The sequence below is a fragment of the Campylobacter sp. LH-2024 genome, assembly GCF_048270605.1.
Lineage (GTDB): Bacteria > Campylobacterota > Campylobacteria > Campylobacterales > Campylobacteraceae > Campylobacter_D > Campylobacter_D molothri.
This window is the reverse complement of sequence record NZ_CP168139.1, coordinates 755025-768047: the sequence shown is the minus strand read 5'-3', so window position 1 is coordinate 768047 and position 13023 is coordinate 755025. Positions and strand designations below refer to the sequence as shown.

14 protein-coding genes are annotated in these 13023 nt (G+C 27.9%); 12 read left to right on the top strand and 2 right to left on the bottom strand.

What is annotated here, in order from left to right:
- Positions 1-41: 41 nt before the first annotated feature.
- The gene (gene metK, locus ACD570_RS04005; protein ID WP_337196352.1) at positions 42-1241 is read right to left on the bottom strand and encodes a methionine adenosyltransferase; all 1200 of its coding nucleotides are present in this window, start codon (positions 1239-1241) and stop codon (positions 42-44) included.
- A gap of 172 nt (positions 1242-1413) precedes the next feature.
- Here metK and ACD570_RS04000 point away from each other — a divergent pair, with 172 nt between their 5' ends.
- Genes ACD570_RS04000 through aat form a run of 12 tightly spaced genes read left to right on the top strand, consistent with a single transcriptional unit; the run spans position 1414 to position 12393 of the window.
- Positions 1414-2295 (top strand): aspartate carbamoyltransferase catalytic subunit, encoded by an 882-nt coding sequence (locus ACD570_RS04000; protein WP_337207362.1) that lies wholly within the window; start codon positions 1414-1416, stop codon positions 2293-2295.
- Positions 2296-2304: 9 nt separating this feature from the next.
- Positions 2305-4017 carry a M3 family oligoendopeptidase gene (locus ACD570_RS03995; RefSeq protein ID WP_337198829.1) on the top strand — a complete coding sequence of 571 codons (1713 nt, stop codon included), beginning with the start codon at positions 2305-2307 and terminating at the stop codon, positions 4015-4017.
- Positions 4017-4454: a hypothetical protein gene (locus ACD570_RS03990; protein WP_200280407.1), complete on the top strand. Its 438-nt coding sequence runs from the start codon at positions 4017-4019 to the stop codon at positions 4452-4454. The genes ACD570_RS03995 and ACD570_RS03990 overlap by 1 nt, the downstream gene beginning before the upstream one ends.
- Complete coding sequence (locus tag ACD570_RS03985) at positions 4451-6493, top strand: ATP-dependent helicase (protein ID WP_417904141.1); 2043 nt, start codon at positions 4451-4453, stop codon at positions 6491-6493. The genes ACD570_RS03990 and ACD570_RS03985 overlap by 4 nt, the downstream gene beginning before the upstream one ends.
- A complete protein-coding gene (gene truB / locus ACD570_RS03980; protein ID WP_417904140.1) occupies positions 6490-7308 on the top strand; it encodes a tRNA pseudouridine(55) synthase TruB in 819 nt (272 codons plus the stop codon). Before ACD570_RS03985 ends, truB begins: the two co-directional genes overlap by 4 nt.
- Positions 7302-7529 (top strand): carbon storage regulator CsrA, encoded by a 228-nt coding sequence (gene csrA / locus ACD570_RS03975; protein WP_337208697.1) that lies wholly within the window; start codon positions 7302-7304, stop codon positions 7527-7529. Before truB ends, csrA begins: the two co-directional genes overlap by 7 nt.
- Complete coding sequence (locus tag ACD570_RS03970; protein ID WP_200280395.1) at positions 7526-8290, top strand: 4-(cytidine 5'-diphospho)-2-C-methyl-D-erythritol kinase; 765 nt, start codon at positions 7526-7528, stop codon at positions 8288-8290. Before csrA ends, ACD570_RS03970 begins: the two co-directional genes overlap by 4 nt.
- Positions 8287-8751, top strand: coding sequence for an SsrA-binding protein SmpB (gene smpB / locus ACD570_RS03965; RefSeq protein ID WP_417904139.1), 465 nt, complete (start codon positions 8287-8289; stop codon positions 8749-8751). The genes ACD570_RS03970 and smpB overlap by 4 nt, the downstream gene beginning before the upstream one ends.
- Position 8752: 1 nt before the next feature.
- A complete protein-coding gene (locus ACD570_RS03960) occupies positions 8753-9355 on the top strand; it encodes a TlpA family protein disulfide reductase (RefSeq protein ID WP_239819827.1) in 603 nt (200 codons plus the stop codon).
- A complete protein-coding gene (locus ACD570_RS03955) occupies positions 9355-9645 on the top strand; it encodes an ATP-dependent Clp protease adaptor ClpS (protein ID WP_337198833.1) in 291 nt (96 codons plus the stop codon). The genes ACD570_RS03960 and ACD570_RS03955 overlap by 1 nt, the downstream gene beginning before the upstream one ends.
- Positions 9642-11762, top strand: coding sequence for an AAA family ATPase (locus ACD570_RS03950; protein ID WP_337207368.1), 2121 nt, complete (start codon positions 9642-9644; stop codon positions 11760-11762). Before ACD570_RS03955 ends, ACD570_RS03950 begins: the two co-directional genes overlap by 4 nt.
- Positions 11737-12393 carry a leucyl/phenylalanyl-tRNA--protein transferase gene (gene aat, locus ACD570_RS03945; RefSeq protein WP_239819830.1) on the top strand — a complete coding sequence of 219 codons (657 nt, stop codon included), beginning with the start codon at positions 11737-11739 and terminating at the stop codon, positions 12391-12393. The genes ACD570_RS03950 and aat overlap by 26 nt, the downstream gene beginning before the upstream one ends.
- On the opposite strand, the gene ACD570_RS03940 is transcribed toward aat, so the two are convergent.
- The gene (locus tag ACD570_RS03940; RefSeq protein ID WP_337196443.1) at positions 12388-13014 is read right to left on the bottom strand and encodes a MarC family protein; all 627 of its coding nucleotides are present in this window, start codon (positions 13012-13014) and stop codon (positions 12388-12390) included. The two genes, aat and ACD570_RS03940, sit on opposite strands and share 6 nt — an antisense overlap.
- Positions 13015-13023 lie beyond the last annotated feature (9 nt).

Here is a 13023-nt window from a genome sequence, read left to right as displayed (position 1 = left end):
TGGTTTAAAAATAGATAAGCAAAAGTCCTTTTTAAGGACTTTTATTTTTTTAGGCTTTTAAATTGCTCTAATGCATCTAGCTTTTCCCAAGGATAATCTTTCTGACCAACTTGTCCTCTAGCTGCAACATCAGCATATAAAAAAGTTTCTTTACTCGGCTTATCAAGTCCAAATTTATCACGTATCCAATTAGGTGTTAAAGAGAAATTTTCCATTACAAAATCACTCAAAACCTCATCGCTCACACTAGTATTGGTTCCCATGCAATCCACGCTTACAGAAGTTGGTCTTGCAACACCTATGGCATAACTTAATTGAACAATACACTTTTTTGCAAGTTTAGCTGCTACAATATTTTTAGCAAGCCACCTCCCTGCATAAAGTCCGCTACGATCAACCTTAGTATAATCTTTGCTTGATTGCGCACCTCCACCGATTGGAGAATATCCGCCAAAACTATCCACAATAAGCTTTCTTCCAGTTAAACCACTATCATGTAATGAAGAGTGATTAACATATTTTCCAGTAGGATTGATTAGAATTCTAGTTTTTTCTGGATTAAAAAGTTCTTTTGGTAAATTCGTATCTAAAATAAGTTTCATTACTAAAGATCTTAAATCTTCAATCTTCATGCTTTCCACGCAAGGAGCTGAAACAACTATAGTATGAATGCTTTGCGGCATACAATTTTCAAAATTCTCTTTTGTACCATAATCAATGGTCACTTGAGTTTTAATATCTACTCCAAGTTCATGCGGATGAGCTTTTGCATAAGCATAAACCTTATCACAAAGCATTCTTGCATAAGAAATAGCCGCAGGCATATATTCATCAGCTTCACAACTTGCAAAACCAAACATTATACCTTGATCTCCAGCTCCCGTTTCTCCATCTTCTTGATCAACACCTTGATTGATATCAGGACTTTGTTCATTTAAAAATACCATAACATCAATTTCATCAGGATGCAAGCATTGTTCTTTGCTAAAATGCCCTGCTCCATCATAACCAATATTTCTTAAAACATCTCTAACTAAATTATCGTAATCAGATTTACTGAGTTTGTGATTTGATTTTACTTCTCCTCCAATCACAATCTTATTTCCTGCGACAAAAACCTCACTCGCCACCCTTGAATTTTTGTCATTTTTCAAGAGTATATCCACTATTGTATCAGCGATTATATCAGCGCATTTATCAGGATGACCAGCGCTTACGACTTCTGAAGTGAATAGATACATAAAAAATCCTTTTAGTTTTAAAATAAAAACCTAATTATTATAACTAAAAATAAATTTACACTGCATTAATCAATATAATAAAAATTTATAAATATTAAGAAAAATTTCGATAAAATTCAAAAATATTTTATTAGCTTTAAAAATTTTTGTTTTGATTTTTGGCGAGGCAATCATGAAACATCTTATTACAACAAGAGATTTTAGCAATAATGAGATTATAAAGCTTTTTAAGGAAGCTAAAGAGTTTTTAGATGAAAAACCTAGAGATTTTCTTAAAGAAAAAAGCATTACGACTATTTTTTTTGAAAACTCAACTCGAACTCTTTCATCTTTTGAGAGCGCAGCTCGAAGACTAGGAGCAAGAGTTTTACGCTTAGACGTTTCAAGATCAAGCTCGAGCAAAGGTGAAACGCTTTATGATACTGCTGCAAATTTAGATGCAATGCATCCTCATGCTATCATTATAAGACATGCGAATTCTGGAGCACCCCATATCTTATCTTCATGTGTTCATTGCCCAGTTATCAATGGTGGAGATGGAAAGCATGCACATCCTACACAAGCCTTGCTTGATTTATTTACCATTTATGAACATTTTCAAGGAGACATTGAAAATAAAAAAATTCTAATAGTTGGAGATATAAAAAATTCTCGCGTTGCTTCTTCTAATATTGAACTTCTAAGTCGTTTTGGTATAAAAATTACTTTAGTTGCTCCACCTCATTTTATGCCCAATTCATCCTTGCCTAAATCTTATCATTTAAATGAAGGATTAATTGAAGAGGCCGATATTATAATGAGTTTAAGAACTCAAGTTGAAAGACATGAAAAGATAGTTTATGCATCACTAAAAGATTATGCTAATGATTTTTGTATTAATTCCAAACTTATAAAAAATAAGAAACTTATTTTACTTCATCCTGGCCCTGTTAATAGAAATATTGATATCAGCGATGAAGTTATGAGGGATCAAAAAACTTTAATTTTAAAACAAGTAAAAAATGGTGTTGCGATTAGAATGGCTGTTTTAAAAAAATTAATTTTAGAAAACTAAGGAAAAAAGATGACTCAATGGGATCTTAGCATACTTTTTCAAAATGACAAAGAATTAGAAAATTACACATCTTGTTGTATTAATGAAACAGAGTTGTTTAAAAAAAAATATGAAAATAAACTAGAATCTCTTACTCCAGAACAATTTTTAAACACTCTTAAAGAATATGAAAATTTAAATTTAAAACTTAATAAAATAATGACTTATGCTTATTTATGCTTTGCAAAAGATACTTCTAAAGGCTCTTTTTATGCTCAATATGAACAAGAATGTCAAAAAGCTGAAGAAAATTTATTATTTTTTGAACTTGAATTTTGCATGATAAATGAGAATAAAGCTAAAGAATTTATAACATTTTGCGAGGATTATCATTTTTATCTTACAAATTTAATCAAAAATAAAAGATATAATTTAAGCCAAAAAGAAGAACGTGTAATGCTTTATATGTCTAATACCGGAGCAAATGCTTTTAGCCGTCTTTTTGATGAGAGTATGAGTTCTTTAAAAATATCTTTTGAAGATCAAAAATTAAGCGAAGAAGAAATTTTAAGCAAATTATATGATCATGATAGAAAAATTAGAAAAAAGGCGGCAAAAAAATTTACCAAAGTTTTAAATAAAAATATAAATTTACTTACCTTTATTCTTAATATGATAAAAACAGAACTTAAAAATATTTGCATTTTACGTGGCTATGAAGACGCAGAAACTCCAAGACATTTAAAAAATCAAATTTCTAAACAAAGCGTTGATTCTCTTATAAAAATAACTCAAAAAAATTTCTCACTTGTAGAGCGTTTTTATAAAAAGAAAAAACAAATTTTAGGATTTGATACATTAAAAGACTATGATCGTTATGCTCCAATTGGAAAAGAAGTGAATTTTAGTTTTGAAGAAAGCAAAAAAATTGTCCTAGAGGCTTTTTATGATTTTTCACCTATTTTTGGAGATATTGCAAAAGAAGCCTTTGAACAAGGATGGATCGATGTTTACCCTAAAGATAGAAAACAAGGAGGAGCTTTCTCTCATTCTGCTACACCAGATTCTCATCCTTTTATTTTGCTTAATTACACTAATAAAAGAAGAGACCTTTTTACTCTAGCACATGAGCTAGGACACACTATCCATCAAAAATTATCTTATAATGTATCTTTTTTAAATCAAGATACACCGCTAACAACAGCTGAAACAGCTTCAGTTTTTGCAGAAATGCTAGTTTTTGATTATATTAAAAATAAATTAAAAAAAGAAGAGCTCATTGCTCTTTATGCTGCAAAAATTGAAGATATTTTTGCCACACTTTATAGACAAATTAATTTTACTTGTTTTGAAAGACGTATTCATAGCTATAAACATGAATTAAATAGTGAAGAAATTTCTAAAATTTGGATGGAAGAATCTCAAAAAATGTTTAAAGAAAGTGTAGATTTAACAAAAAATTATGCACTTTGGTGGAGCTATATCCCACATTTTATCCATACCCCATTTTACTGCTATGCTTATGCCTATGCACAACTTTTAGTGCTAGCATTTTATGGACTTTACAAAAGAAAGGAAAAGAAAAATTTTAAAGAACTTTATATAAAAATGCTTTCTTTAGGAGGAAGTGTTAGTCCAAAAGAACTTGTTTCAATGTTTGGCCTTGATATAGAAAATGAAAATTTTTGGGAAATTGGCATCATGGAAATCAAACAAATTATTGATGAATTTATGGAGTTGTAATGCTAGAATCAATTTTAAAAAATGAAAATTTTATCAATTTAATGCAAGAAAATTGTTTTCATGTCATACAAAATTTAATTCAAAACAATATAGAATTCTCAATAGTTGCCAATACCCAATTTATAGACTTTAATCCTATTTTGCCACCAGAATTAGATGTTAAAAAAAATCCTTATGCACTTTTTGTTTTAGGTGGTTATACTTTTAGCTCTATAGAATTAGAAAAAGAATATATACAATTTCACGCCGGTTTTGGCCCAGATGATTTTGATAGCTTTGTTAAAGTTGATCTTGGAGCTATCACTCAAATTCAAGTAGAAAATAGCGTTATCTTTGTTAACTTTAGTTTTTATAAGCGTAAAAATAAACAGAATTTACAAAATTCTAAAAATATTTTTTTACAAAACCCAAACAATTTAAATCTTTTAAAAAAATGAATTTATTTAAAGGTTTAAATCCTAGTCAAATAGAAGCAGCTTCTCATATTGATGGTGCTATGCTTATTTTAGCAGGTGCTGGTAGTGGCAAAACAAAAACTATCACAACTCGCCTAGCTTATCTTATCAAAGAAGTTGGAATTCCAGCTTCAAATACTTTAACTCTAGCCTTTACCAATAAAGCAGCAAGTGTAATGAGAACAAGGGCCTTAGCCCTAATCAATAGTAATTCTAATCCACTTTTGTGCACTTTTCATAAATTTGGATTAATGTTTTTAAGAATGCATATTGAAAAACTTAATCGAAAAAATGATTTTATTGTCATAGATAGCGACGATGCAAAAAAAATCTTAAAAGAAATGGCTGATGATTCTAAAGAAAATATCTCTACTATTTTACATTTTATCTCTACTTGTAAAAATATTGCCAAAAACTCTAATGAAATTTTAAAAGATTTAGAAACTATAGAAAATTCAGATAAAACTTATGCAAAATATTATCAAAAATATCAAGATTATCTTTTGAAGTATAATTTTGTTGATTTTGACGACTTGTTGCTTTTACCTTATCAAATTTTAGAGAATGATCTAGAATTTGCCAAAACTCAAAGTAATATTTATCAATATATAACCGTTGATGAATATCAAGATACTAATACTTTGCAGTATAAAATTTTAAAAAAACTTTGCACCTCTCATGAAAATATCTGCGTTGTAGGAGATGATGATCAAAGTATTTATGGCTGGAGAGGTGCTAAAATAGAAAATATTTTAAATTTTCAAAACCAATTTGATAATGTTAAGCTTGTAAAATTAGAACAAAATTATCGTTCTGTAGGATCAATTTTAAATGCTGCAAATATTTTAATTGAGCATAATAAAAAAAGACTAGGTAAAACTTTAGTTTGCACTAAAGATCATGGAGAAGAAATAAACATTTTCTATAGCGATGATGAAAAAAAAGAAAGTGATATTATCTGTAAAAAAATTAAAGAACTACTTAACAATAATACCCCCTCAAATGAAATCGCTGTATTATTTCGAGTCAATGCACTCTCTAGAGCCATCGAAGAAGCTTTTATGCGTGAAAAAATTGCCTATAAACTACTTAGCGGTATGCGTTTTTATGAAAGATTGGAAATTAAAGATTTAATTGCCTATCTTCGTTTTCTTGCTAATACCGAAGATGATTTTTCATTAAAACGCATTATTAATCGTCCAAAAAGAGGTATCGGAGAAAGCAGTATAAAAAAATTTGAAGAATATGCTAAAAAAGAAAAAATTTCTCTTTTTGAAGCATTATGTAATCCTAATCTTATTAGTTCAAAAAAAACAAATCGTGAGATACAAAAATTTATTAATATTATCCATGAATTATTAGAATGTCAAAATTTAAAACAACTTATTGAGCAATTTGAAGAAAAAATTAAATTAAAAGATTTTTACAAAGAACAAATTGATGCAGAAGATAGAGTTGCTAATATCAGCGAATTTTATGCCAATCTTAATGATAAAATTAAACAAGATGAAAATCTCAAATTAAATGATTTTTTAAATGAAATTTCGCTTTTAAGTGATCAAGATGGCCTAGATAGTGATTGCATTTATATCATGAGCGTTCATGCAAGTAAGGGCTTAGAATTTGATCACGTCTTTATTATAGGTCTTGAAGAAGGATTTTTTCCAGTAGATAATTCAGATATAGAAGAAGAAAGACGCCTTGCTTATGTTGCAATAACAAGAGCAAAAAAACAACTTCATTTAAGTGTCTCTAGCTCAAGATTTTATCGTGGATCAAGAACTAAACTTTTTCCTAGTAGATTTTTGGAAGAAAGTAGACTTAGCAAAAGCAAATCTTCTTATTTTACCTCTCAAAAAAATACATCAAATTATAAAAAAGGTGATTTAGTAAAACATAAAATTTTTGGAATAGGAAGAATTACAAGTGTTATTAAAAATGGTAAAGAAGAAAGATTAAAAATCAATTTTGGTGGTATAGAGCGTACAATTTTATCAAGTTTTGTAGAAGGTGTAATATGAATAGAATTTTTGCTGCATTTAAACCCGCAGAAATAAGTTCCAATCATTTTTTAAACCAATTAAAGAAAAAATATAATAATAAAAAAGCAGGCTATTCTGGAACTTTAGATCCTTTTGCTAAAGGTATTTTAATTGTTGCTTTTGGACAATACACTAAACTTTTTCAATTTTTAAAAAAAACTCCAAAAATTTATCGAGCAACCCTATGGCTTGGTGTAAAATCTTTAAGTCTTGATAATAAAAACATACAAGAGATAAAAACTTTAAAACCTTTTAATTTCTTAACTCTTGAAAGAATCAGCAAAGAACTTTTGGGTTTAATTGATTATTTTCCTCCTCAATTTAGCGCTAAAAAAATTGAAGGAAAAAGAGCCTATGAATTTGCAAAAAAAGGAGAAATTGTCAAATTAAAGTCTTGCACAATGGAAATTTTTTCTTGTAAAATTTTACATTATAATCATCCTTTTTTAAATATCGAAATTAGTGTTAGCGAAGGATCTTATATAAGATCTTATTGTGAAATTTTTGCTCAAAAATTAGGCATTAATGCTACCTTAAGTTCATTAGAACGCATAAAAGAAGGAAAATTTGTTTATAATAATGAAAAAGAAATTAATGTGTTAGAATATCTTGATTTAAAACCTAATTTTATTTGGGATTTAAATAAGCTTGAAAATGGGACTAAGTTGAATTTAAACGATCTTAAATATCAAGATAGTGGAAATTACTATATAGAAAATGAAAAATATTTTAGCATTATTAATATTAATGAAAATAAGGTAAAATATCTTTTAAATAAGGTTGAAAAATGTTAATATTATCAAGAAAAGAAAATGAAAGTATTATTATTGGTGATGGCATAGAAATCAAGGTAGTGCAAACCGGAAAAGGCTATGCAAAAATAGGTATTGATGCTCCAAAATCGTTAATGATTTTAAGAAAAGAACTAATGACTCAAATTAAAGATGAAAATTTACATTCTGTGGTTCAAAATGATATCAGCCTAGATGATCTTAGTAAAAAATTAATTAAATGAAAGCATACGCCAAAGCAAATATTTTTTTAAAAATCGTAGGATTAGATACCCGAGGATATCATCTTTTAAATTCTCGTTTTATTTTACTTAAAGATCTTTACGATGAGCTTTATTTAAGTAATGAGAAGACCCAAGAAGGCTTTGAAATCATAAGTGATTTTTATTGCGAAAATAATATTATCAAAAAAGCCTATCATTTACTATGCAACTATGGTTATAAAAAAGAACTTGAAGAATTATTTAAAAATAAAAGCCTAAAACTTATAAAAAATATACCAACAGGTGCTGGGCTTGGCGGTGGAAGTAGTAATTGTGCTAGTTTTTTAATTTTAATCAATGAAACTTTAAATTTAAAATTATCTACACAAGAACTAATTAATTTAAGCATAAAACTAGGAAGCGATATTGCCTTTTTTTTAAGCGGATTTCATTCTGCAAATGTTAAGGGATGTGGAGAAATCATTGATGCTTTTGAGGATGAAATTCCACATATTAATTGGACTTTTCCTCAAATTTTTTGCGACACAAACGAAGTTTATAAGGAATTTGATAAAAAAAAATACGATTTTGAACTTAATCTTAAACAAGCCAAAATATATGAAAATTTAAGCACTAAAGAAATTCTTCAAATCTATAAAAACTTCGAGCTTAATGATTTATTTACTCCTTGTGTATCTTTATATCCTAAAATGCTAAATTATTTAGAAAATCAATATTTTTTAAGTGGAAGCGGAAGTAGTGTTTTTAAGGTTTGCAAGTGAAAATTATTGCTAGAAATAAAAAAGCTTTGTTTAATTATAACATTATAGAACGTTTTGAAGCTGGTATTGTTCTTAAAGGTAGCGAAGTAGTAGCCTTACGTACTGGAAGAGCCAATTTGAAAGATTCTTTTGTTCGCATTATTAAAGGGGAGCTTTTTCTTTTAAATGCTCATATTGCATTATTAAACACTACTCATGCTTTTTACAAACATGAAGAAAGAGGTGCCAGAAAGCTATTGATGCATAAAAAACAAATTGATAAACTTTTTGGTCGAGTTAGTATTGAAGGTTATACACTTGTTATATTAGATCTTTATTTTAATGATAAAAATAAAATCAAAGCAACTTTAGCTTTAGTTAAAGGCAAAAATTTACATGACAAGCGCGAAACCCTAAAAAAGAAACAAGCTGATTTAGATGCTAAAATGGCTTTAAAAAATATCAATAAAGGGATAGTATAAAATGAAAAAAATTTTAACTCTAATTTGCGCGAGTATTATTTTTTTTCTTAATGCTTGCTCTCACGAAGAAAATATAAAAAATGATTATATGTTTGAAGAATATAAAAAAGGAGATAAAATTGTCCTAAAAAATATCAATGGAGGTACTAAAACTCTTATTCGAACAGACAAAGGATTTGTTGTTAAAGGAGAAGAAAATAAGGTTTTAATGATTGATTTTTTCGGCACTTTTTGCACCCCTTGCAAAGAAGAAGCTTTAAATCTTAGTAATCTTTGGAGAAATAATTCAGATAAACTCATTATTATCGGTCTAACACACTTTGAAGATGTTAGTGATGATGTTGTAAAAAAATTTGCTAATGATTATGGAGCTTATTATTTTTTAAGTAATAGTTCTCAAAATGATCGCATTATTGCTCAAATTTTAAAAGATATTAATTATCAAAGCATGGAACAATTACCTTTTAAAGTTGTTATAAAAAATGGAATTTATCAAAATCTTAGTGATTACTGGAACAACAATGCTCCTGTAAATTTTTATCTTGGAAAGATTCCGACCCAATTAATCCAAGATGATCTAAATAGAATTTATAAAGAAAAATAATGCCAAAAGTTAAAACTTTAGAACAGAGCAAACTCCAAGAACCTAAAATGTTTAAGGTTATATTGTTAAATGACGATATAACTACTATGGATTTTGTTATAGAAATTTTAATGAATATTTTTCATCATAATTTTGAAAATGCAAGTAAAATTATGCTAGAAGTTCATCTAAATGGTAGTGGAATATGTGGTATTTATACACAAGAAATAGCACTTTCGAAACAAAAAAAAGTTTTTGAGGCTGCCCAAATGGCAAATTTTCCTTTAAAAGTAAAAGTAGAAGAAGAATGAAATATCAAGAAAATTTACAAAAATATCTCGATCACGCTAGACATTTAAGTTTTATCAATAGACACGAATTTACAACTTGTGAACATTTACTTTTTGCCTTAGTCAAATTAAGTACAGATTTTAAAACAATTTTTAAAGAATGTACAGATAAAGATTTAGAAATTTTTGAAGAAGAACTAAAAAACTATATAGCAAAAAATAATGAAGTATTAAATCAAGAAGTCACACCTGCTAATTCCATTATTTTAGATGAAATTTTAGCAGATAATTTTGCCGAAATGAAAATCATTGACTTTTTAGAAAAAATTTTACAAGATGAAAGAACAATATCGAATTATTTATTAAAAAAATATGATATTAGTCTAGAAAAAATACAAGAATTAAGACAACACACTCAAATAGAAATTTTAAATTCTTATACAAATAATCTAACACTTTTAGCAAAACAAGGAAAAATAGATCCTCTGATAGGTAGAAAATTTGAACTTGAAAGAATATTGCAAATTTTATCTCGTCGTAAAAAAAATAATCCTATTTTAGTTGGCGAAGCTGGAGTTGGTAAAACAGCTATTATTGAAGGACTTGCTCTTGCTATTATAGAAAAAAAAGTTCCTAAAAAATTACAAAATGCTCAAATTTTCAGCTTAGATATGACCGGATTACTTTCTGGAACAAAATATCGTGGAGATTTTGAAAAACGCATTAAAGAAATTCTAAATGAACTCGATAAAATCCCTAATGCAATCTTGTTTATTGATGAAATTCACACTATAGTCGGAACTGGAGCAACAGGAGAATCGCATGCTGATTTTTCAAATCTTTTAAAACCATCACTCAGCAATGGTAGTCTAAAATGTATAGGAGCCACTACCTATATGGAATACAAAAACACTTTTGACAAAAACAAGCCTTTAAGTCGTCGTTTTGCCAAAATCAATGTAGATGAACCAAATCAAGAAGAAGCTTTTCAAATTTTACAAGGACTAAAAACAAAATATGAAAAATTTCATCAAATAAAATTAAGTGATGAAATTCTTAGACAAGCGGTTATATGGGGTAAGAAATTTTTCAATGACAAATATTTACCAGATAGCGCTATAGATCTTATTGATGAACTTGGAGCATCTTTTGCCTTAAATTCTAGAAATAAAAAAAATATTACTCTTAAAGATTTAGAACTAGTATTAGCTAAAATGACTCGACATCATAAAATGTTTGAATTTGACCATAATAAAGCTTTAGCTAATTTAAAAACAAATTTAAAGACAAAAATTTTTGGACAAGATGAGATTATTGATCAATTAGTATCTACATTAAAACAAAGTTTTGCTGGATTTAAAAACTCTAATTCACCAAGAGGAATTTTTTTATTTACCGGATCTAGCGGAGTTGGAAAAACAGAACTTTGCAAAACTTTAGCAGAATTTTTAGGACTTAATTTAGAACGTTTTGATATGAGTGAATACGCAGAAAAACACTCTCTTAGCAAACTTATAGGCTCTCCTGCTGGCTATATTGGCTATGAAGATGGAGGACTTTTAAGCAATGCGATACGAAAAAATCCTTTTAGCTTAGTACTTTTCGATGAAATAGAAAAAGCCCACCCTGATTTAAGTAATACTTTTTTGCAAATATTTGATAATGCTGAACTTACAGACAATAGTGGACTCAAAATAGATTTTAAAAATACTATTATTATAATGACATCTAATTTAGGTCTAAAAGAAAGTAATGAATTGGGATTTTTAAGCAAAAATGAATCAAAAAGTGATCGTGCTATAAAAGACTTTTTTGCTCCTGAATTTATTAATAGAATTGATAAAATATTACATTTTAATGATTTAAATGATGAGATATTGTCAAAAATTGTACAAAAAGAATTAGATGAAATTTCTACAAATTTAAAAAATATTAAAATTATCGCTGATGAAAAAACCAAAATCCATTTAGCTAAAAAAGCTTACAATAAAGAATTTGGTGTAAGATTGCTTAAGCGTATTATCTGCGAAGAAATTGGAGAAAAAATTAGCGATGAAATTCTTTTTGGAAAACTCAAACAAGGTGGGGTAGTTAAGATTAAACTTAAGAAAAATGGACAACTTGAATTTATATTCTGAATTATTAAAAGCCCCTAAGGATGCACCTGTATTTTTAAGTGCAAGATTAGAGGCAGATTTTATTTTAAAAGCTTATCGCTTTGGACTTTTTCCATGGACTAGTAATCCGGTTACTTGGTGGTGTCCTGATCCCAGATGCATACTAGAACCCAAAGCTATTCATATACAAAAAAATATGAAAAAATTTTTAAATCTTTATGAAGTAAGACTTGATCATAATTTTTTAAAACTAATCACTTCTTGTAAAAATGCACGATCTCAAAGTTGGATTAATGATGATTTTATCCAAGCATATAATACTCTTTTTCAGTTAGGATACGTTCATTCTTTAGAATTATATGATCATGACGAATTTGTAGGAGGTATTTACGGGCTAATTATAGGAAAAATTTTTTTTGGAGAAAGTATGGTTAGTTTAAAAAAAAATGTTTCAAAAATCGCAATGATAAAGCTTTGCAATCTTTTATCACCTTACAATTTTATAATAGATTGTCAAATTTATAACAAACATCTAGATTTTATGGGAGCAAAAAATATTCCTAGGAAGGAATTTCTAAAGATTATAGAAGAAAAATGTTGCCAAGAGAGTGGCTTTAAAAATTTTAAAGATCTAAAAAATCAAAATTTATAAATGAAAAATATCCTTTAGTCCAATTACAATCATTTTAAATCCCATAGCAGCAATAAATACTTGAGCAATTCGAGAAAAAATATGCAAAATAAGTTTTCCAACTATCTTTTCTATGGTCGCTGCAAAATGAAACAAAACAAACATAAAAATAAAAGCTATAACAATACCTCCAAGAGCTATGTCAATACCACAATCTCCAGAAATTACTACAACACTCGCTAAAGCTCCTGGACCAACAAGCATAGGAAAAGCCATAGGAATTAAACTTTGACGTAAGATTTCTCTATCATCCATTTCTTGATAAAAACTAAAATCTTTCATAATCATTTTTGCAGAAAAAAGTAAATTTTTAATCGACATAATAATTAAAACCAAACCCCCAGAAACTCTTAATTCGTCCAATGAAATACGAAAAATATATTTCATAAGTAAAGGGCCTAAAAATAAAAATACAAGCATAATAACAAATGCTGTATAAAGTATATATCTAAATAATTTTTTTCTAAGGTTTAAAGGTAAACCATCACTCATAGATAAAAATTGAGTTAAATTACCAAACGGATTTAAAATAGCAAGTAAAGTTATACTAGAAAAAAATATTAAATAAATTTCAGAACTCAAATTTAGTAG

What these genes read in the sequence shown, in the direction of transcription:
- truB (WP_417904140.1), top strand. Translation starts at nt 6,490, where the DNA reads ATGAATAGAATTTTTGCTGCATTTAAACCCGCAGAAATAAGTTCCAAT.
- aat (WP_239819830.1), top strand. Translation starts at nt 11,737, where the DNA reads ATGGACAACTTGAATTTATATTCTGAATTATTAAAAGCCCCTAAGGAT.
- ACD570_RS03995 (WP_337198829.1), top strand. Translation starts at nt 2,305, where the DNA reads ATGACTCAATGGGATCTTAGCATACTTTTTCAAAATGACAAAGAATTA.
- ACD570_RS03955 (WP_337198833.1), top strand. Translation starts at nt 9,355, where the DNA reads ATGCCAAAAGTTAAAACTTTAGAACAGAGCAAACTCCAAGAACCTAAA.
- ACD570_RS03950 (WP_337207368.1), top strand. Translation starts at nt 9,642, where the DNA reads ATGAAATATCAAGAAAATTTACAAAAATATCTCGATCACGCTAGACAT.
- ACD570_RS03960 (WP_239819827.1), top strand. Translation starts at nt 8,753, where the DNA reads ATGAAAAAAATTTTAACTCTAATTTGCGCGAGTATTATTTTTTTTCTT.
- ACD570_RS04000 (WP_337207362.1), top strand. Translation starts at nt 1,414, where the DNA reads ATGAAACATCTTATTACAACAAGAGATTTTAGCAATAATGAGATTATA.
- metK (WP_337196352.1), bottom strand. Translation starts at nt 1,241, where the DNA reads ATGTATCTATTCACTTCAGAAGTCGTAAGCGCTGGTCATCCTGATAAA.
- ACD570_RS03970 (WP_200280395.1), top strand. Translation starts at nt 7,526, where the DNA reads ATGAAAGCATACGCCAAAGCAAATATTTTTTTAAAAATCGTAGGATTA.
- ACD570_RS03985 (WP_417904141.1), top strand. Translation starts at nt 4,451, where the DNA reads ATGAATTTATTTAAAGGTTTAAATCCTAGTCAAATAGAAGCAGCTTCT.
- ACD570_RS03990 (WP_200280407.1), top strand. Translation starts at nt 4,017, where the DNA reads ATGCTAGAATCAATTTTAAAAAATGAAAATTTTATCAATTTAATGCAA.
- csrA (WP_337208697.1), top strand. Translation starts at nt 7,302, where the DNA reads ATGTTAATATTATCAAGAAAAGAAAATGAAAGTATTATTATTGGTGAT.